The 19,459-nt window shown below is 59.0% G+C and carries 21 protein-coding genes; 6 read left to right on the top strand and 15 right to left on the bottom strand.

The window, feature by feature from the left end:
- Window positions 1-128 precede the first annotated feature (128 nt).
- Both ACZM22_RS02315 and ACZM22_RS02310 read left to right on the top strand, forming a co-directional pair.
- Window positions 129-689: an RNA polymerase sigma factor gene (locus ACZM22_RS02315; protein ID WP_117470678.1), complete on the top strand. Its 561-nt coding sequence runs from the start codon at window positions 129-131 to the stop codon at window positions 687-689.
- Window positions 686-2,164, top strand: coding sequence for a hypothetical protein (locus ACZM22_RS02310; RefSeq protein WP_118622927.1), 1,479 nt, complete (start codon window positions 686-688; stop codon window positions 2,162-2,164). The genes ACZM22_RS02315 and ACZM22_RS02310 overlap by 4 nt, the downstream gene beginning before the upstream one ends.
- Window positions 2,165-2,229: 65 nt before the next feature.
- On the opposite strand, the gene ACZM22_RS02305 is transcribed toward ACZM22_RS02310, so the two are convergent.
- The 3 genes from ACZM22_RS02305 to ACZM22_RS02295 are packed head-to-tail and all read right to left on the bottom strand — an operon-like array spanning window position 2,230 to window position 5,711.
- Complete coding sequence (locus tag ACZM22_RS02305; protein WP_117470680.1) at window positions 2,230-2,478, bottom strand: DUF6061 family protein; 249 nt, start codon at window positions 2,476-2,478, stop codon at window positions 2,230-2,232.
- A gap of 11 nt (window positions 2,479-2,489) precedes the next feature.
- Entirely contained in the window at window positions 2,490-4,103 is a 1,614-nt protein-coding gene (gene rlmD, locus ACZM22_RS02300) for a 23S rRNA (uracil(1939)-C(5))-methyltransferase RlmD (protein WP_489542964.1), read from the bottom strand.
- A gap of 3 nt (window positions 4,104-4,106) precedes the next feature.
- Window positions 4,107-5,711 (bottom strand): MBL fold metallo-hydrolase RNA specificity domain-containing protein, encoded by a 1,605-nt coding sequence (locus tag ACZM22_RS02295; protein ID WP_483268612.1) that lies wholly within the window; start codon window positions 5,709-5,711, stop codon window positions 4,107-4,109.
- Window positions 5,712-5,904: 193 nt separating this feature from the next.
- On the opposite strand from ACZM22_RS02295, the gene secA reads away from it, so the two are divergent.
- From secA to ACZM22_RS02280, 3 genes are all read left to right on the top strand, one after another.
- Window positions 5,905-8,649 (top strand): preprotein translocase subunit SecA, encoded by a 2,745-nt coding sequence (secA, locus tag ACZM22_RS02290; protein WP_489542963.1) that lies wholly within the window; start codon window positions 5,905-5,907, stop codon window positions 8,647-8,649.
- Window positions 8,650-8,899: 250 nt separating this feature from the next.
- Window positions 8,900-9,712 carry a peptidoglycan editing factor PgeF gene (gene pgeF, locus ACZM22_RS02285; RefSeq protein ID WP_489542962.1) on the top strand — a complete coding sequence of 271 codons (813 nt, stop codon included), beginning with the start codon at window positions 8,900-8,902 and terminating at the stop codon, window positions 9,710-9,712.
- The gene (locus ACZM22_RS02280) at window positions 9,709-11,313 is read left to right on the top strand and encodes an ABC transporter substrate-binding protein (RefSeq protein WP_489542961.1); all 1,605 of its coding nucleotides are present in this window, start codon (window positions 9,709-9,711) and stop codon (window positions 11,311-11,313) included. The genes pgeF and ACZM22_RS02280 overlap by 4 nt, the downstream gene beginning before the upstream one ends.
- 254 nt (window positions 11,314-11,567) lie before the next feature.
- Here ACZM22_RS02280 and lexA read toward each other — a convergent pair whose 3' ends face one another.
- Window positions 11,568-12,218, bottom strand: a complete 651-nt coding sequence (gene lexA, locus ACZM22_RS02275) for a transcriptional repressor LexA (RefSeq protein ID WP_489542960.1) — start codon at window positions 12,216-12,218, stop codon at window positions 11,568-11,570.
- A gap of 210 nt (window positions 12,219-12,428) precedes the next feature.
- On the opposite strand from lexA, the gene secG reads away from it, so the two are divergent.
- Window positions 12,429-12,671: a preprotein translocase subunit SecG gene (gene secG / locus ACZM22_RS02270; protein WP_483268617.1), complete on the top strand. Its 243-nt coding sequence runs from the start codon at window positions 12,429-12,431 to the stop codon at window positions 12,669-12,671.
- 49 nt (window positions 12,672-12,720) lie between these two features.
- Here secG and ACZM22_RS02265 read toward each other — a convergent pair whose 3' ends face one another.
- From ACZM22_RS02265 to ACZM22_RS02215, 11 genes are all read right to left on the bottom strand, one after another.
- Window positions 12,721-13,473 (bottom strand): polysaccharide deacetylase family protein, encoded by a 753-nt coding sequence (locus ACZM22_RS02265; RefSeq protein WP_489542959.1) that lies wholly within the window; start codon window positions 13,471-13,473, stop codon window positions 12,721-12,723.
- A gap of 62 nt (window positions 13,474-13,535) precedes the next feature.
- Window positions 13,536-14,369 carry a hypothetical protein gene (locus ACZM22_RS02260; RefSeq protein WP_489542958.1) on the bottom strand — a complete coding sequence of 278 codons (834 nt, stop codon included), beginning with the start codon at window positions 14,367-14,369 and terminating at the stop codon, window positions 13,536-13,538.
- A gap of 179 nt (window positions 14,370-14,548) precedes the next feature.
- Window positions 14,549-14,893: a 50S ribosomal protein L17 gene (gene rplQ / locus ACZM22_RS02255; protein WP_483268628.1), complete on the bottom strand. Its 345-nt coding sequence runs from the start codon at window positions 14,891-14,893 to the stop codon at window positions 14,549-14,551.
- A gap of 45 nt (window positions 14,894-14,938) precedes the next feature.
- Window positions 14,939-15,892, bottom strand: a complete 954-nt coding sequence (locus ACZM22_RS02250) for a DNA-directed RNA polymerase subunit alpha (RefSeq protein ID WP_484425115.1) — start codon at window positions 15,890-15,892, stop codon at window positions 14,939-14,941.
- Between the two features lie 87 nt (window positions 15,893-15,979).
- Window positions 15,980-16,582 (bottom strand): 30S ribosomal protein S4, encoded by a 603-nt coding sequence (gene rpsD, locus ACZM22_RS02245; RefSeq protein WP_489542957.1) that lies wholly within the window; start codon window positions 16,580-16,582, stop codon window positions 15,980-15,982.
- Between the two features lie 25 nt (window positions 16,583-16,607).
- A complete protein-coding gene (rpsK, locus tag ACZM22_RS02240; protein ID WP_483268631.1) occupies window positions 16,608-17,012 on the bottom strand; it encodes a 30S ribosomal protein S11 in 405 nt (134 codons plus the stop codon).
- Window positions 17,013-17,030: 18 nt separating this feature from the next.
- A complete protein-coding gene (gene rpsM, locus ACZM22_RS02235) occupies window positions 17,031-17,399 on the bottom strand; it encodes a 30S ribosomal protein S13 (protein WP_482681573.1) in 369 nt (122 codons plus the stop codon).
- Between the two features lie 25 nt (window positions 17,400-17,424).
- A complete protein-coding gene (gene rpmJ, locus ACZM22_RS02230) occupies window positions 17,425-17,538 on the bottom strand; it encodes a 50S ribosomal protein L36 (RefSeq protein WP_014116882.1) in 114 nt (37 codons plus the stop codon).
- A 13-nt stretch (window positions 17,539-17,551) separates the two neighbouring features.
- Window positions 17,552-17,770, bottom strand: coding sequence for a translation initiation factor IF-1 (gene infA, locus ACZM22_RS02225; protein WP_021858709.1), 219 nt, complete (start codon window positions 17,768-17,770; stop codon window positions 17,552-17,554).
- A 286-nt stretch (window positions 17,771-18,056) separates the two neighbouring features.
- Window positions 18,057-18,818 (bottom strand): type I methionyl aminopeptidase, encoded by a 762-nt coding sequence (gene map / locus ACZM22_RS02220; RefSeq protein WP_484424014.1) that lies wholly within the window; start codon window positions 18,816-18,818, stop codon window positions 18,057-18,059.
- Complete coding sequence (locus tag ACZM22_RS02215; RefSeq protein WP_483268634.1) at window positions 18,815-19,453, bottom strand: adenylate kinase; 639 nt, start codon at window positions 19,451-19,453, stop codon at window positions 18,815-18,817. The genes map and ACZM22_RS02215 overlap by 4 nt, the downstream gene beginning before the upstream one ends.
- Window positions 19,454-19,459: the final 6 nt, after the last annotated feature.

Below are 19,459 nucleotides of genomic sequence, written 5' to 3'. Positions count from 1 at the left end.
TTGATAGTACCTGGTCTGCTATCTCAAAAATATTTTTCAAAAAATTCCAATAAAAGTGTAGTGAACAGCGTGTAACCCCGGTGTATTAGGGTGAAAGGCCTTGATACAAACGAAAGGAGTGTGATGATATGGATGATAGCAAAATCATAGAGCTTTACATGGAACGTTCCGAACAAGCCATATCTGAAACTTCCAAGAAATACGGAAGATACTGCCACTACATTGCCTACAGCATTCTGCATAACGATGAAGATTCGGAGGAATGTGTCAACGATACATATCTCCGAGCATGGAACTCCATTCCACCTAAACGCCCGAGCAAATTGCAGACGTTTCTTGGAAAAATCACTCGCAATTTATCTTTGAATAAATGGGAAAAGCTCTCTGCTGAAAAGCGTGGTGCGGGACAAACCTCACTAATTCTCGACGAACTATCAGAGTGCATCCCTGCTGAACAAGATGCAGTAAATACTGTTGAGAATATGGTCATCAGAGATGTACTCGACCGTTTCCTTGATGAACTCCCAGCAGAAACAAGAAAAATATTTGTTCGTCGTTATTTTTATATGAGTCCCGTAAAAGAAATTGCAGATGAATATGGCCTTTCTGAAAGCAAAGTGACAGTTACCCTTTTCCGTACAAGAGGTAAACTTAAATCTGTATTGGAGAAAGAAGGTATAACGTTATGAAAAACAAACGTCTTTTAGACATTTTTGGAGAAATTGATGATCGACACATTGCCGAAGCAGCTCCCGTTGCAAAGAAATCTCGAAATAAGCCAATTTGGTTTAGATGGGGTACAATCGCTGCCTGCATGGTCTTAGTCCTGTCCGTTTGCTTCGGTTCCTTTGCGGTTGTTGCTGAAGCAAAGGAATATAAAGCTGCTGTTCAATTCTTTAATGACTATGGTATGTCTACGGAAGGACTTACTCGTGGTGAGATTAAGGAAGTGTATCGTGATATTACAACGAAGTCGTTCACTTATTCTAAGACCGCCGAAGTGATTCGAAACAGTATTTCTTCCGATAATATCGGTGGTTACGAGATTGTTCAAGACAATCCAACACCAGAGGATATTGAAAATCTTTGGAATTATAAAAATTATACCGGTGGTTTTATTGGTGCCACACAAACAGGCGTACACTATAAATACCATTCGGAATACAAAGAAGATGAATCTCTTGGCTTAGAGGTGCACGATAAGAGCTATCTCGAGAAATACGATGGAGATAACTTGCTTTGGAGTGTTTCTATTTCCGATTTTTGGATTGAAGATTATAGCATCGTATCGGATGGTGTAATTGCCTACGGTAGAACCGACACTTGGTCCAGTACTCAAATTTCCCATGCATGGATGGCTAAAATCGACTTAGATGGTAATCTCGTTTGGAAACACATGCTCAATAACGGATTTGACGATGAATACATCGCTTCCGTTTTGGAAAATGCTGATGGCAGCTATGCCGTAATCAGCCGTGGTGATCTGAAATATTTCTGTCTTAGCCAGTATACGGTGGATGGAAAAGAAACCTACTTCCATAAAACCGAAGTAGGTAACTACGGGATTTGGAATGCAGCGCGGTTTGAAGATGGTTACATGGTTCAGCTCGGTAGCTATATGACGAATGAGCACGCAAAAATCGTTAAGGTTGACCGCGAAGGTAATATTACAGAGTCCTTCTCCTATGGCGATGAAGATTCTTACTATTACATTACCGATATGATTGAATATAACGGAAATATCTATTTGTCTGCGTACGCTGTTCCGAGACTTGCTAATGAAGATCAGAGTGCAGGCGGTAGATATGAAATTGCCGGAGTATTGAATTATCTGTTTGATAATAACATCTGGGAAATTTCCAGTGATGAACTGACGCCTATGGTACGGGACAACTACACCGCAATGTTGTTGGTATGTGAGCCTAATGCAGGGAAACCCCAAGAATACTACTCTGTCAACGGGTCTCTTGGTGGAAAGCTTTCTGTGAGTGATACGGGAAATCTACTTTGGGATGTAGAAAGCATTACCTCCACATTCTTCTCTCCCGCAACAAGTTCCTTCACAATTGGCGGCACAAGCTATGTATTCAGATACACTTTTGATACTTCTGGAATGCTGATTAGCCAGGAGAAAACAGGTGAGGTTGTGAATTACAGAAGATAATACAGTTAAAATATGGCTGAAAACACAGCCCGTAGGATTTTGACGTCCTACGGGCTGTTTCCATGTCAGCTATCCAACGGCTTATACTGCGTGACCGCTTTCAGATACTTCTCCGGATCGCCGTTCAGTATCAGATCGGCGTACTCCAACGGCGCATTGTAGATCAGCCAGTCCAACTCTGACCGCTGATACATATTGTCGGCAACCTCGTTCTCCACGGCAATGGTGTCAATGGCAATCATACTGCCGTCGTTGAATTTCAGTTCCACACAAGCGGTATCCATGTTGAACTCACAAGAAATCAAATACGTCATATCCGCCCTCCTTAAATCATGCCGAAGTGCGTCAATGCCTCCTTGATTGCTTTTTCTTTATCTGGCGGGCATTGCGGCTGTTTAGCGTCCTCAGACTTCGGCTTATTGTAGTTCTCACGCTCAATGATACCGCACTTCTGTTTTACCTGTGCGATATACAAGCTGCTAACTTTCAAGCCGCTGTGCTCCAACACATAATCTTTGATTTCTTGGTAGGTGGCTTTCTTTTCCGCATCGGTCAAATCCAGCTCGTCCATATCCAAGTTAATCTCGATATGTTGCTTCGCATTAAGTTTGGACAATAAACATATAGTCTCGACGTTGGCGGTCCCCGGGAACATGTCCACCGCCGCGGCGCGGATGGCCCGGTAGCCCTCCTGGGCCAGCAGCTTCACGTCCCGGGCCAGCGTGGCGGGATCGCAGGAGACGTATACGATGCGCTTGGGCGCCATCTGGGCTGCGGCGTGTATCACCTCCGGCGCCAGCCCCTTGCGGGGAGGGTCCACGCAGATGACATCGGGCCGCAGTCCGCGCCGGGCGAAATCCGCCGCCGCTGCCGCCGCATCGCCGCAGAAGAACTCCACATTCTCCACGCCGTTGCGCTGCGCGTTGGCCCTGGCGTCCTCGATGGCCTCCGGCACGATCTCCGCGCCGATGACGCGGCCCGCGTGGCGGGCCATCACCTGGGTGATGGTGCCTGCGCCGCAGTACAGGTCCAGCACCGTCTCCGTGCCGGTGAGTCCCGCGAATTCCACAGCGCGCCGGTACAACACCTCCGCCATTTCGCGGTTCACCTGATAGAACGACGGCACGCTGAGCCGAAACGTCAGGCCGCACAGGGTATCGGTCAGCACGTCCGCGCCCCACAGCGTCCGGTATTCCTGTCCCAGCACCGCGCCGGTGGGCCGGGTGTTCACCCCCAGCACCACACCCACGGTCTCCGGCACCGCCTGCCGCAGCAGGTCCACCAGCTCCCGTTCATGGGGCAGCTTCTTCCCGTTCACCAGCACGCACAGCAGCGACTGCCCCGCGCCGTTGGTGCGGACGTACAGGTACCGCACCAGCCCCCGCCGCGTTTTCTCATCGTAGCAGCTGACGCCGTAGAGCCGGAGGTACGTCCGCAGGGCCTGGGCCGCCGCGTCGGCCTGGGGCTTCTGGATGCGGCACCGCTCCACGGGGATGACCTGATGACTCCGCGCCTTGTAGAACCCCACGCTGCCATCCGCCGCCACGGGGTACTGGCTCTTGTTGCGGTAGTGCAGGGGTTCTCCGCCGTCGATGCCCTCCACCGTCACGGCGCTGCCGCCGATGCGGGCCAGCGCATCCTGCACCCGCTGCCGCTTGGCGGCCAGCTCCTCGGCGCGGTCCATATGGCGGAAGTCGCAGCCGCCGCACCGTCCGTAGTACGGGCAGTCCGGCTCCACGCGGTGGGGCGATGGCTCGTATACCCGCACCGCCTTGCCGAAGGCGGCGTTTTTCAGCACCTTCAGAACGAGAATGTCGCACTCCTCGCCCCGCAGTGCCTGATGCACAAACACCGCCTGCCCGTCGATACGGGCTACGCCCAGCCCCTCGGAGGTGTACCCCTGAATGCGGGCGCGGTATACCTTGTTCTTCTCCAGCACGGCTCAGAACTCGAACTTGCTGATGATCTTGCTGATGGCCTCGGCAAAGGCCGCCAGCGTCTTGTTGTCCCGCCCCCTGCTGCGGCGGATAAGGCCGATGAGCATATCGCCCATCTGCACCAGCTTCTGATAGGCGGGCGTGGCCTTGGGCGCGCCCTCGTAGGCACGGGTCTTGCGCTCCGGCAGATAGCCCACCGCCAGCTTCTTGTCGGCGATGAGGTCGTACTCCTCGGTATACTGGGGCGCGTGAGCCGCGAAGCCCAGCTTGGACACGGTCTCGGCGAACACCGGCGCCACCTCGCGGTCGCCGTGTACGATGAACACATGGGTGGTCTTTGCCGGATCAAAGTGCTTGATCCAGTCTACCAGATGATCGTGGTCGGCGTGGGAGCTGAGGCCCTGGAAGTTCACGATCTTGGCCCGCACGGCGATGTCCTCGCCAAACAGCTTCACGCTGGGCGCGCCGTCCAGCAGGTGCCGGCCCAGCGTACCCGGGGACTGGAAGCCCACGAACACCACGGCGCTGTCGCCCCGCCAGAGGTTGTACTTCAGGTGGTGGCGGATACGTCCGGCATCGCACATGCCGCTGGCGGAGATGATGACCTTGGGGGTCTTGTCCATGTTCAGCAGCTTGGACTCCTCCACCGTCTCCGTCAGGTGCAGGCCCGGGAAGTTGAACATATGCGTGCCGTCCTGCACCAGGGCCAGTGCCTCCTTGTCCAGATAACCCCGCAGGTCGCCGCAGAAGATGGTGGTGGCCTTCTTGGCCAGCGGGCTGTCCACGTACACGGGAAAATCCTTCACGGAGGTCACCAGCCCGCGGTCCTTGATCTCGCGGATGAAGTACAGCAGCTCCTGGGTGCGGCCCACGGCAAAGGCGGGGATGACCACGTTGCCGCCCTTGGCCAGCGTCTCGTCGATGATCTGAGCCAGCTGGTCGGTGTAGCTCCACACCTCGGTGTGGTTGCGGTCGCCGTAAGTGGACTCCATCAGCACATAGTCGGCATCGGCGTAGAACTGGGGATCGCGGATGATGGGCTGATCCACGTTGCCGATATCGCCGGAGAACACCACGGTGCGGGTCTCGCCGCCCTCATGGCACGTCAGCTTGATGCTGGCGGAGCCCAGCAGGTGTCCCGCATCGATGAACTCCGCCGTCACGTCGTCTGTGACCTGCACCTTCTGGCCGTACTCGCAGGGCTGGATATACTCCCGCACCTGCATGGCGTCGGCCACGGTGTAGATGGGCTGCACCTCCGGACGGCCGGCCCGCTTGTTCTTGCGGTTCTGGTACTCCGCGTCCTGCTCCTGGATGTGGGCGGAGTCCTGCAGCATGATGTCCAGCAGGTCCGCTGTCAGCCGTGTGGTGATGATGCGGCCCTGAAACCCGTTTTTGATGAGCATGGGGATGCGGCCGGAGTGGTCGATGTGGGCGTGGGTCACCAGCACCACGTCGATGCTGCCCGGGTGGAAGGGCAGAGCGGCGTTGTCGATCTCATCGCGGCCCTGCTGCAGGCCGCAGTCCACCAGGATCTTCTTTCCGTTGACCTCCAGACAATGGCAGCTGCCGGTGACGCACTGGTCAGCGCCGTAAAAGCTCAGCTTCATGGCAGAAACTCCTTTTCATAATTATATATGGACAAGTATACCACATCTTTACAGTTTCATCAACCGCAAACCGCGCATTCTGTCCATCGCAGATTGTTCACAGAAATTCTTTTGCATTAGACAATATCCTGTGCTATACTATATTATTGCTATTGTATGCGCATATTCTTTTATACGGAAAGGATACGAATATATGGGACTTATCACCAAACTTTTTGGCACATACAGCCAGCGTGAGCTGAAGAGCATCTATCCCATCGTGGATAAGATCACCGCACTGGAGCCGGAGTACAAGGCCCTGACCGATGCCCAGCTGCAGGCCAAGACGCCGGAGTTCAAGGAGCGCCTTGCCAACGGCGAGACGCTGGACGACATCCTGCCGGAGGCGTTTGCCGCTGTCCGTGAGGCCGCGGACCGCGTGCTGGGCATGCGCCCCTACCCCGTTCAGCTGGTGGGCGGCATCGTCCTGCATCAGGGCCGCATCGCCGAGATGAAGACCGGTGAAGGCAAGACGCTGGTGGCCACGCTGCCCGCCTACCTGAACGCGCTGACCGGCGAGGGCGTCCACATCGTCACCGTCAACGACTATCTGGCCAAGCGCGACTCCGAGTGGATGGGCAAGGTCCACCGCTTCATGGGTCTCACCGTGGGCCTCATCATCCACGACATGACCAAGGAGCAGCGTCAGAAAGCCTATCAGGCTGACATCACCTACGGCACCAACAACGAGATGGGGTTCGACTACCTCCGCGACAATATGGCCATCTACGCCAACGAGCAGGTCCAGCGGGGCCACGCCTTCGCCATCGTGGACGAGGTGGACTCCATCCTCATCGACGAGGCCCGCACCCCCCTGATCATCTCCGGCATGGGCGAGAAGTCCACCCAGATGTACGATATGGCCGAGTCCTTCGCCGCCCGCCTGAAGAAGTACGTGGTGGCGGAGACGGACGACAAGGAGGAAGAGGACGTCAACATCGACGCCGACTACATCGTGGACGAGAAGGCCCGCACCTGCTCCCTCACGGCCCGCGGCATCAAGAAGGCGGAGGAGTTCTTCCATCTGGACAACCTCAGTGACCCCGAGAACAGCACCACTGCCCACCACATCAACCAGGCTATCAAGGCCCACGGCATCATGAAGCGGGATGTGGACTACGTGGTGAAGGACGGCGAAGTGGTGATCGTGGACGAGTTCACCGGCCGTCTCATGTTCGGCCGCCGCTACTCCGAGGGTCTGCATCAGGCCATTGAGGCCAAGGAGCACCTGTCCGTCCAGCGCGAGAGCAAGACGCTGGCCACCATCACGTTCCAGAACTACTTCCGCCTGTACCGCAAGCTGTCCGGCATGACCGGTACGGCTCTGACGGAGGAGGAGGAATTCGCCACCATCTACGCTCTGGACATCATCGAGATCCCCACCAACCGCCCCATCGCCCGTATCGACAATGAGGACTCCGTCTACAAGACCGAGAACGGCAAGTACCACGCCGTCATCCGGCAGGTGAAGGAGTGCCACGCCAAGGGCCAGCCGGTGCTGGTGGGTACCGTCTCCATTGAGAAGAACGAGCTGCTGGGCAAGATGCTGACCCGCGAGGGCATCAAGCACAATCTGCTGAACGCCAAGAACCACGAGCGCGAGGCCGAGATCGTGGCCCAGGCCGGCCAGTTCGGCGCCGTCACCGTGGCCACCAATATGGCCGGCCGTGGTACGGATATCATGCTGGGCGGCAACGCCGAGTACATGGCCAAGAACGACCTGCGCAAGGCTGGACTCACCGATGAGCTGATCGCCGAGGCCACCGGCTACGCCGAGACGGACAACGAGGAGATCCTCAACGCCCGCAAGCTGTTTGCCGAAAAGCTGGCGCAGCACAAGGCGGAGATCGCCGGCGAGGCCGAGAAGGTCCGTGCCGCCGGCGGCCTGTTCATCATCGGCACGGAGCGTCACGACTCCCGCCGTATCGACAACCAGCTCCGAGGCCGTGCCGGCCGTCAGGGCGACCCCGGCGAGACCCGCTTCTATATCTCTCTGGAGGACGATCTGATGCGCCTGTTCGGCGGTGACCGCGTCACCTCTCTGATGGAGCGCATGGACATTGATGAGGACACTCCCATTGAGAGCAAGATGCTCTCCCGCGCCATTGAGCAGGCACAGACCACCGTGGAGAGCCGCAACTTCCAGACCCGTAAGTCCGTGCTGGAGTACGACGATGTCATGAACAAGCAGCGCGAGATCATCTACGGCCAGCGCAAGCAGGTGCTGGACGGCATGGATGTCAAGAACATCATCATGAACATGATGAACGGCGCCATCTCCGATCTGGTCCACACCGCCTTCCTGGGCAGCGAGCATCTGGACATGGCCGCCTGCCGCGACCTGCTGCACAGCGTGGAAGGCGTCTACTTCCCCAAGTATACCGTGAAGATCGACGAGGATCAGCTCAAGACCATGACCCAGCAGGACTTCACCGACCTGTTCACCGCAGCCGCCGCCGACTACTATGACAAGAAGGAGGCGGAGATCACGCCCCCTGTCATGCGCGAGCTGGAGCGTGTCATCCTGCTGCGTGTGGTGGACGAGTACTGGATGGAGCACATCGACGCCATGCAGGATCTGCGCCAGGGCATCCGCCTGCGGGCCTACGCCCAGACCAATCCGGTGGATGCCTACAAGAAAGAGTCTCTGGAGATGTTCGAGGAGATGGTCAATGCCATGAAGGAGGAGACGGTGCGCCGTCTGTACTCCGTGCGCCTGCGCCAGAACCAGGAGGTCAAGCGCGAGCGCGTGGCCTCCGGCATCACCGAGAATGTGGGCGGCGATGGCACCGTGAAGAAGCGCCCCACCCGCGTGGTAAAGGTGGGCCGCAACGACCTCTGCCCCTGCGGCAGCGGTCTGAAGTGGAAGAAGTGTACCTGCAAGGAGTACCATTCCTGAGTTCGGCCCGCATTTCTCCCCTGCGCGCTGCCTACGGTCGCATGACGCCAGCCAAATCAAAGATTTGGGGCGCCAAAGTGCCTGCGGCAGCGGTCTGAAGTGGAAGAAGTGTACCTGCAAGGAGTACCACTCTTAAATGATTTCACACGATACCCGCTTCGCTGGGCTGTCGTGTGAGACACCCTATCCCAACTGACCGGCGGGCGGCGGCTGATGCCGCCGCCCGCCTTGCTTTCCGAAAGGAGCCGCCATGTTCCACACCCAAATGAAAAACGGCGTCACGTTCCTCACCGCCGGCGCACTGGCATCGGACGGCATCCGCCACGGCTTCTCCACCCGTCTGGGCGGCGTGTCCCCCGCCCCGTGGGACAGCCTGAATCTGGACGACCGGCGGGGCGACGACATCGCCAACGTGCAGGAGAACTTCCGCCGCCTGTGCGCCGCGCTGGACATGGATGTCCGCCGCGCCGTGCTGAGCCGTCAGATCCACCGCGACGATGTGCGTCTGGTGACGGCGGCAGACTGCGGCAAGGGCCTCTGGGTCCCCCAGGACTACGACAGTGCCGATGCCCTTATCACCGACGTGCCCGGTATCCCGCTGGTGGTGTTCTCCGCCGACTGCAATGTGATCCTGCTCCACGATCCGGTGCGCCGCGCCGTAGGGGCCGCCCACGCCGGCTGGCGGGGCACCGCCGCCGGCATCGTTGGCAAGACCGTCCGCGCCATGCAGGACGCCTTCGGCTGCGATCCCGCCCATATCCGCGCCGCCATCGGCCCCGCCATCGGGCCGTGTTGCTTTGAAACGGACAACGACGTGCCCGCCGCCCTCCGTGAGGTGCTGGGGGTGGAGGCCGAGCCCTTCATGACGTGGAACGGCCAAAAGTGGCACATCGACCTGAAGGCCGTCAACGCCCTGTGGCTGCAAAAGGCCGGCGTGCGGCATATCGACCTCTGCGGTGACTGCACCTATTGCCGCCCCGATCTGTACTGGAGCCACCGGAAAACCGGCCTGCGGCGGGGCGAGCAGGCAGCGCTGATCTCCCTGCGGGAGGTGACGCCATGAGACGGCGGCTCTTGTGTCTGCTGCTGGCGGCGCTGCTGCTCACCGCCACCGGCTGCGCCAACTGGGAGGAGCCATCCGACCCGCTGGGCGAGCTGTCGGAGTTTTACGGCGCGGAGAATGAGACGCCGGAGCCGGAGCCTCTGACCACCTTCACCCTGCCCTATTTTGCCGGAGAGAGTCTGGACCCTGTTACCACCACGGAGACGGTGCAGTCGTCGGTGGGGGCCCTGCTGTATGAAAAGCTGTTTGAGCTGGACGAGCACTACGTCCTCCGTCCTCTGCTTGCGGACAGCTGCACCTACGATGCGGAGCAGCGGGTCTATACGCTGACACTGCGCAGCGGTGTCACCTTTTCCGACGGCTCTGCCCTGACGGCACGGGACGTGGCGGCCACGCTGGAACGGGCACGGCAGTCCCAGCGGTACGCTGCGCGGCTGGCGGAGGTGTCCTCCGTCCGCGCACAGGGCGACACCGTCCGCATCACCATGAGCACCGATCTGGCCACGCTGGCGTGGCGGCTGGACATTCCCATTGTCAAGGCCGGCACCGAGTCGGATACCGTGCCGGTGGGTACCGGCCCCTACGTGTTCACCGCATCGGATAGCGGCGCGTACCTGGAACAAAATCCCAGCTGGTGGCAGCAGAAGGCCCTGCCGCTGCGGCGCATTGAGCTGCTGCACTGCAAGGACCGCGACACCATGCTCTACGCCTTTTCCTCCCGCGAGGTCCAGCTGCTGCCGCTGGACCTCACCGGCACCGGTGCGTCCGGCGTGTCCGCCAGCGGCGACTATACCGACGCCCCCACGTCTGTGATGCAGTTTTTGGGCTTCAACACCCGCCGTGCGCCCTTCAGCGATGCTGCACTGCGGCAGGCGGTCAGCGCAGCCGCGGACCGTCAGGCTCTGGTGGATTCCTGCCTGCTGGGCCACGGCAGCGCCGCCCAGTTCCCTCTCTCCCCCGCCAGTGAGGAGTACCCCACGGAGCTGGAGGCGCCGTACAGCATCGCCGCGCTCCAGCAGCTGACGCAGGAAGAAGCCGGAAGCTCAGGCGATGCCGCAAATGCCGGAAACACCAGTTCTGACAACGCTTCCGCAGGCATGTATGCCGGGGTATCCGTGACGTTGCTGGTCAACGAGGAAAACTCCTTCAAGGTCAGCGCCGCTCAGGAGATCGCCGCCGCGCTGAGCCGCTGCGGCCTGACGGTGACGGTGGACAGTGTGCCCTGGGAGACGTACCTCCAGCGGCTGCAGGACGGCAGCTTCGACCTGTATTACGGCGAGTGCCGCCTGACGGCGGACTGGGATATTCTGGAGCTTGTCGGCACGGAGGGTTCTCTGAATTACGGCGGCTTTTCCGATGAGGACACCGACATTCTGTTGGCCGCCTGCCGCACGGCATCGGAGGGTCAGCGGTCGAAAGCGCTGACGGCGCTGTGGCAGGACCTGCTGGAAAAAATGCCCATCGCCCCCCTGTGCTTCAAGTCCGATTCGGTGCTGACCACCACCGGATTGGTGGAGGGCCTGACTGCCACGGAAACGGACCCCTTCTTCTCGCTGGAGCAGTGGACCGTCCACCTGGACACCCCCCAGGCGGCCAAATAATTTCCGGTTAATTTCCGGTTTTTCTTCCGGATCGGCTTCATGATGAAGACATTGAGCGAACCAGATAAAACACGCTGTGTAAAAGGCACGCCGGCCCTAAAACCGGCGTGCCTTTTCTATTCAATCAGACATATGCGCGGCGGCGCAAAGCTGCGCCGCGCTGCGAAAGGGCGCTGCCGACGGGTGATAGATACGCACAGCGGCGCGGAAGGACGCCGCGCTGTGTGGAATGACGATGGCACCCGTGCAGCGGATCAGTACTGGCGGACCACGGCGGTCACTTTACCCAGAATGACGGCATCATGGCCGTCGATGGGGCTGTATGCGTCGTTCTCCGGCAGGAGCCAGACCTGTCCGTTACGGCGGCTGAGCCGCTTCACTGTGGCCTCCTCCCCCAGCAGGGCCACCACGATCTCGCCGTTATGGGCCTCCGGCTGCTGATGCACCACCACCAGATCACCGGGCAGGATGCCGGCATTCAGCATGGACTCACCCCGCACCCGCAGGGCAAAATACTCCCCCTCCCGTCCGTTGGTGTCGAAGGTCAGGTAGTCCTCGATGCACTCCTGAGCCAGGATGGGTGCGCCGGCGGCCACCGTGCCCACGATGGGGACGCGGCCCACGGGCATCTCCGGCTCCGCAGGGGCAGAGTGGGACGCAGGCGCAGTCGGTGCGGCGGGCGCTGCGCCCTCCAGCGGCGTCAGCGTCAGGGCGCGGCCCTTGCCGGCCCCCTTGGTCAGGACGCCCATCTCCTCCATATGCTTCAAATGAAAGTGTACCGTGGACGGTGAGCGCAGGCCCACCGCCTCCCCGATCTCGCGGACGGAGGGCGGATAGCCCTGCTGCCGCGTGGTCTCGGCGATATAGTCGTAGATCTTCTGCTGCATTTTAGTCAGCTTCGCCATGTGGATACCCCTTTCTCTGCGACGGCTGATAGTTGTAAATATAGTGTACCACAGGTTTTTGCGGATTGCAACATTTGTTCTATCATTTTTTCGGTAAAATGGAGAAAAAATCTGCCGTCACCCCTTGCATTGGCGGTTGTATTATGGTAAAATCGTTTGTACTGTGAATTATGTGCCCTGCGGCACGGAATAGATGTGGAGGTTCCCGTTATGCTGATTTTCGTTACCATTCTGCAGCTGCTGGCTGCTTTGATCCTGATCGCCATCGTGCTGTTCCAGTCCGGTAAGAGCCAGGGCCTGTCCGGCGCTATCGGCGGCATCGCCGACAGCTACATGGCCAAGTCCAAGGCCAAGAGCATCGACGCCAAGCTGGCTAAGGCCACCAAGTGGGTGGGCGCCATCTTCGTCGTGCTGACGCTGGTCATCAACTGTATGCTGGCCGCCGCTGCGTAAGGCTAAAGTGAATCAGACCCTCCCGAGGCTGTCGCTTCGGGAGGGTTTTTTATTTTACACTGTGGTAGGTGACACCGGACTCCGGCGTGACCCCCTTCAGGGTCAGCAGCTCCGACACGGTGACGAACACGTAACCCTGCTCCTGCAGGTGGGGCACGGCGCGGAGCACCGCATCCACCGTGTTCTGGTAGCGGTCGTGGAGAAGCACAATGTCGCCGTCGGACACCTGACGGTAGATGATATCCAGGATCTTATCGGCATCCTTGCTCTTCCAGTCCTCGGTGTCCACCGACCAGTTCACCAGCGGCACGGATAGGGCGGCCGCCTCCCGGTCGGTACACAGGCCGTAGGGCGGGCGCACCCAGTAGTCCCCCTTCCCCAGCAGCCGGCGCAGCAGGTCCTCGTTTTTTTGCAGGTCGGCCAGTGCCTGCGCGCAGGTCAGGCTGTCCATCTGTGGGTGGTCGTAGGAATGGTTTCCCACCTGATGCCCCTCGGCGGCGATACGCCGGACGATGTCCGGATCCTTCACCGTCTGGCAGCCCACCACAAAGAAGGTGGCACGGGCGCCGTATTCCGCCAGACCGTCCAGCAGGCGGGGCGTGCAGCGGGGCGAGGGGCCGTCGTCAAAGGTGAGGGCCACGTATTTTGGGGCGCTGGGGTCGGCATCCGTCGGGGTATCCGCAGAGACGGCAGGGTTCACCGCGTGAGGCACGGCGGGGTCGTAGGAGCTGGGGACGGTGCAGGCGGGCAGCAGGATCACTGCGGCCCATGCGGCCAGCGCGGTGCGGAGGAGCTTCTTCATCAAATCACCGGTGGCAGTATATGCGCGGGGTAGGGCTGGGTATGACGGGGTGGCTGCGGCGGTTACTGTATGTAGCCGGTCAGGTCCACGACTACCTCGTCGCCGGTGAACACCATACTGCCGTCCTGCTCCTCCAGCACGTCGAACTCCAGCGTCCATTGGGCCGCGTCCTCGAGGCCGGTCATGTCGTCGCGGTCGTAGGTATAGGTGGTGCCGGAATCCCAATCCGTGATCTCGTCGGGAGATGCAAGATCCACGAAATAGCCGTCGCTGTCGTAGGCCACCAGATAGGGTGGGTAATAGGTGTCGGGCTCCAGACCCTCCACGGTGATCATAATGCGCTGGCCGCTGGTCCCCACCTCAGTGACTGTGCCGGTCTGGCCCATCAGCTCAAAGGCACAGCCAAACCGGTAGGTATCGGTGGGGTCGGTGATCTCTGTGGCGGGTTCGACAGGCCAGTCGGGCTCTGGCTCGGAGGTGTAGCTGAGGTGGGTCTGGCAGGAGCCTATCAGCGAAATGAGGACGCTGACGGCCGCGACGATCAGGACCGCTGTCTTCCCGCGGCTCTGCGTATTCATACCGCTCACATGGTTTACGGCGCGGTTGACGCTGTTCTTGGCGTTCTCCCACTCCTGTGTGCGGGCGCTGCCGGACCCGGTGTGGGCGGCTTTCTCACGGGAGCCGCGGCGGGTCTGATCCTCATAGCAGGTCTTTTCCTCGTAGCAGACCTTGCCGCGGCGGGGCGGGATGGACTGGTCCTCCACGAAGTGGACGGTGCCATCGGGGTCCACCCGCTCGCGGTGGGGCGGACGGTTATAGGCGCCGCACTTGGGGCACATGTCCTGTTTGTTGTAATCGTATATGCGGCCGCAGGACCGGCAGCGGATGGTTGCCATGGCAAGCCCTCCCTTTCTCCGTTTTCAGCCCTATTATACAGGCAGATGGGGGTGTTTGTCCATCAACTTCAGGTTGCGCGGGCAAATTTTCCGGCGCAACCTGAAGTGGCGGCGCGAAAAAACGCCCTTTCCCATAGCCGAGGCCATGGGAAAGGGCGTTTTTGCAGTTTAGACTTCGCTTATTTCACCAGCTCGATGACAGCGGTCTCCGCAGCGTCACCGCGGCGGATGCCGGTGCGAATGATGCGGGTGTAGCCGCCGTTGCGTTCTGCGTAGCTGGGAGCCAGCTCCTTGAACAGCTTGTTGGCCACGTCTTCGCGGGTGATGAAGCTCAGCGCCTGACGGTAAGCAGCCAGATCGCCCTTCTTGCCGAGGGTGATCATCTTCTCGGCCATGGGCTTGATCTCCTTGGCACGGGTGATGGTAGTCTCCATACGGCCCTTGTCCAGGAAATCGGTGACCTGCTGACGGAGCATCGCCATACGCTGATCGGTAGTCTTACCGAGCTTACGAGTTCCGGGCATTTCTGTTTCCTCCTTGTCAGGATATGCGCGAGAAGCGCAGATCAGTTAGTTGTTGTCCTCGCTGGCCAGGGACAGACCCATCATGGCCAGCTTGTTGATAACTTCCTCCAGGGACTTGCGTCCCAGATTGCGGACCTTCATCATCTCGTCCTCGGTCTTGGAGATCAAGTCCTCGACGGTGTTGATGTTGGCGCGCTTGAGGCAGTTGAAGCTGCGGACGGACAGATCCAGCTCCTCGATGGTCAGTTCCAGCATCTTGTCCTTAGAATCAGCGGCCTTTTCCACCACGGTGGACTTGTCGCCCAGCGTGTCGGACAGGTCAGTGAACAGGGCAAAGTGGTCACACAGGATCTTGGCGCCCAGAGACACCGCATCACGGGCCGTGATGGTGGTGTCCGTCCAGACCTCCAGCGTCAGCTTATCGTAGTCGCTGGAGGCGCCGACACGGGTGCTCTCCACAGTGTAGTTGACCTTGTAGACGGGGGTGTAGATGCTGTCGATGGGGATCACACCGATCACATTGGGACGGAGCGCCTTGTTGCGGTCCGCGGACACGTAGCCGCGGCCGTGGCTCAGCGTGATCTCCATGCTCAGCGTGGCACCCACGTCCAGAGTAGCCAGATGAAGCTCGGGGTTCAGGACCTCCACTTCACCGTCGCTCTTGATGTCGCCGGCTGTCACTTCGCAGGGACCGGTGGCCTCGATAAAAACCGTTTTGCCTCCCTCGCAGTGCAGCTTGGTCAACAGATTCTTCACGTTCAGAACGATCTCCGTCACATCCTCCTTCACACCGGGGATGGTGGAAAACTCGTGCTGCACACCGGCAATTTTGATGCTGGTGGCCGCCGTGCCGGGGAGAGACGAGAGCATAATACGCCGCAGCGCATTACCCAGGGTCGTTCCGTAACCGCGCTCCAGGGGTTCGATCACATATTTTCCATAGGAAGCGTCGCCGGGTGTTTCGATACACTCGATCTGGGGCTTCTCAATTTCGATCATGCAGTACCCTCCTTCATTCTTTTGGCGGAGCGGCCTGGAGGGCCGCATCCTATTTGGTTCCAGTGCTTCGTGAGGGTTTGAACCCTATTACTTGGAGTACAACTCGACGATCAGATGCTCCTCGATGGGCATGTCGATGTCCTCGCGGGCGGGCATGGTGACAACAGTGCCCTTCAGGGCGTTCTTGTCACGCTCCAGCCACTTGGGGACGTTGACCATGGGCGCATCCTCAGCAGTCAGACGCTTGAAAGCCACGGAAGAGCGGCTGCTCTCCTTGACCTCGATCACATCGCCCACGCGCACCAGGTAGGAGGGGATGTTGACCTTGTGGCCATTGACAGTGAAATGGGCGTGGTTCACCAGCTGACGGGCCTCACGGCGGGTCATGGCGAAGCCCAGACGGTACACCACGTTGTCCAGACGGCGCTCTACCAGGCTCAGCAGGTTCTCGCCGGTCTTGCCGGGCATGACGGAAGCCTTCTCATAGTAAGCATGGAACTGCTTCTCCAGAATGCCGTAGACGAACTTGACCTTCTGCTTCTCGTTAAGCTGGATGGCGTACTCGCTCTTCTTCTTTCTCATCTGGCCGCCGGGGTTGCGCTTCGTCTCCTTCTTGGAGTAACCCATGACGGTAGGAGAAATACCCAGCGCCTTGCAACGCTTGGCGATAGGCTGCATATTCTTAGCCATGATTTATTAATCCTCCTTCTTCCGATTACACGCGACGACGCTTGGGGGGGCGGCATCCGTTGTGGGGGATGGGGGTGACGTCCTTGATCATCGTCACTTCCAGGCCCACCGCCTGCAGGGCGCGGATGGCGGCCTCACGGCCCTGACCAGGGCCCTTCACGAAGACCTCCACGGTCTTCAGACCGTGCTCCATCGCTGCCTTGGCCGCAGTCTCAGCTGCGCTCTGGGCGGCGAAGGGAGTGGACTTCTTGCTGCCGCGGAAACCCAGACCACCGGAGGAGGCCCAGGACAGAGCGTTGCCCTGAGCATCGGTGACGGTCACCATGGTGTTGTTGAAGGAAGAACGGATATGGACCTGACCCTTCTCGACGTTCTTCTTTTCACGACGACGGCGAATGACCTTCTTGCCTTTTACATTGTTAGCTGCCATGATCTATTCCTCCTTCCTTTACTTCTTCTTGTTAGCGATAGTCTTCTTGGGGCCTTTGCGAGTGCGTGCGTTGGTCTTGCTGCGCTGACCGCGAACGGGCAGGCCACGACGGTGGCGCATGCCGCGATAGCAGCCGATTTCAGTCAGACGCTTGATGTCAAGCGCCACTTGACGACGCAGATCACCCTCGACCACATAGGACTGGTCAATGGCCTCACGCAGCTTCGCTTCGTCGGCCTCGGTCAGATCCTTTACGCGAGTGTCGGGGTTGATGCCTGTCTGCGCAAGGATGTCCTGCGCACTTTTTCTTCCAATACCATAGATATAAGTCAAACCGATCTCGATTCGCTTATCCTTGGGCAGGTCAATACCGGCAATACGTGCCATAACTTAGAGCACCTCCACTTTCTACTTAGCCCTGTCTCTGCTTATGCTTGGGATTCTCGCAAATCACCATTACGCGGCCTTTGCGGCGGATCACTTTGCACTTCTCGCACATGGGCTTCACGGACGGTCTTACTTTCATTTTGATAAACCTCCTACTTACTGCGCCAGGTAATCCGGCCACGGGTCAGATCGTAAGGAGACATTTCCACTGTCACCTTGTCGCCGGGCAGAATCCTGATGAAATTCATTCTGAGCTTTCCGGAAATATGCGCTAATATCGTGTGTCCATTTCCAATGTCAACTTGGAATGTGGTGTTGGGCAGGGACTCGACGACCACGCCCTCGACTTCGATCATATCGGATTTTGCCAAGTGCTATCCCTCCTGGTCTTGATTACCGCCGCTTAGCGCGGCTATGGCTTTACGAAGCTCACTATTTGTGATTTTTTCGCTGCTTCTGATCTTTTCAGCCACCAGACTGTGACTCTCCCCCACCAGCGCCACATGCTTGCGGCGCTTGCGCTTGGGATTCTCCAGCCGGCGCTGTTTCCCGTCAGCCAGCAGGAGGAAGTCCCCTTCTGTCGCAAGGACGAAGAAGAGGCTTCCTGTGTCTCTGCCGGCGACTGATCTGACAATGTTTGATTTGGCTATGTCCATCTCACACCAACGATTTCTCCGGGTCCGTCAGAAGCTCCGGCTCTCCGGCGGTGATCAGGAGTGAGTTTTCATAGTGGGCGGCATTCTTGCCGTCCGCCGTCTTCACGGTCCAGCCGTCCGGCATCTGCTTGATGGCGGCGCTGCCCGCGTTGACCATAGGCTCCACGGCGATGGTCATGCCCCGCAGAAGACGGGGACCATGGCCGGGATTGCCGAAGTTGGGTACCTCCGGCGGCTCGTGCATCCTTCGGCCGATGCCGTGACCGACATACTCCCGAACAACGCTGAAGCCGTTGGCTTCCACGTAAGCCTGCACCGCGGCGGAAATATCCGACAGACGGCAGCCCTCTCTGGCATACTTGATGCCCTCGAAGAAGCTCTGCTGCGTGACTCGGATCAGCCGCATGGCCTCGTCGGACACCTGCCCGCAGGGGTAGGTGCCGGCGCAGTCGCCATGGAAGCCGCCGATAAACGCGCCCACGTCCACGCTGACGATGTCGCCCTCCTTCAGCACCCGCTTACCGGGGATGCCGTGGATGATCTCATCGTTGACGGAGACGCACACGCTGGCCGGATAACCGTTGTAGTGCAGGAACGAGGGCGTGGCGCCCTGCTCCGTGATGAACTGGAACACAGCCTTATCGATTTGCTGCGTTGTGACGCCGGGTCTTACCATATCCCGTGCCAAGGCACGGGCAGCCGCGGTAATTTTGCCAGCCCGGCGCATCAACTCGATCTCGTGCGCAGATTTTAATGTGATCATGCTTCTGCCCCTAACGCACGGAGGATCAACTGGGTGGTGCCGGCCACGGTGGGCTGGTCCTCCACAGTTTTCAGGATCCCGCGGGATTCATAGAAGTCCTTGAGGGGTTCCGTCTCTTTATGATAGACCGCGAGACGGTCTTTGACCGTTTCGGGATCATCATCCTTGCGCTGCTTGAGCGCGCCGCCGCAGACATCGCACACGCCTTCCTTTTTGGGAGGGATGTTGACGATGTGGTAGCTGGCGCCGCAGCTCTCGCAGACACGGCGGCCGCCCATCCGCTTGATGATCTTCTCATCAGGGATCTCGATGGCCACCACGGCGTCGAATCTGATACCTGCCTGCTCCAGCGCCTCGGCCTGGGCGATGGTGCGGGGCACACCGTCCAGAATGTAGCCATTGGCGCAGTCAGGCTCCTGCAGACGCTCGCTGATGATGCCGATGATGACCTCATCGGGCACCAGCTTGCCTGCGTCCATGTACTCCTTGGCCTTCAGGCCGGTGGGAGTTCCGTTCTTCACAGCTGCACGCAGGATATTACCGGTCGAGATGGTGGGAATACCCAGCGTCTTCTTGATAATGTCCGCCTGTGTGCCCTTGCCGGCACCAGGAGCGCCTAAAAGGATCAGTTTCATGATACA

This window comes from Vescimonas sp., from assembly GCF_057856985.1.
Note: the sequence above shows the minus strand (reverse complement) of the source record. Positions and strands in the feature narration are given on the sequence as shown.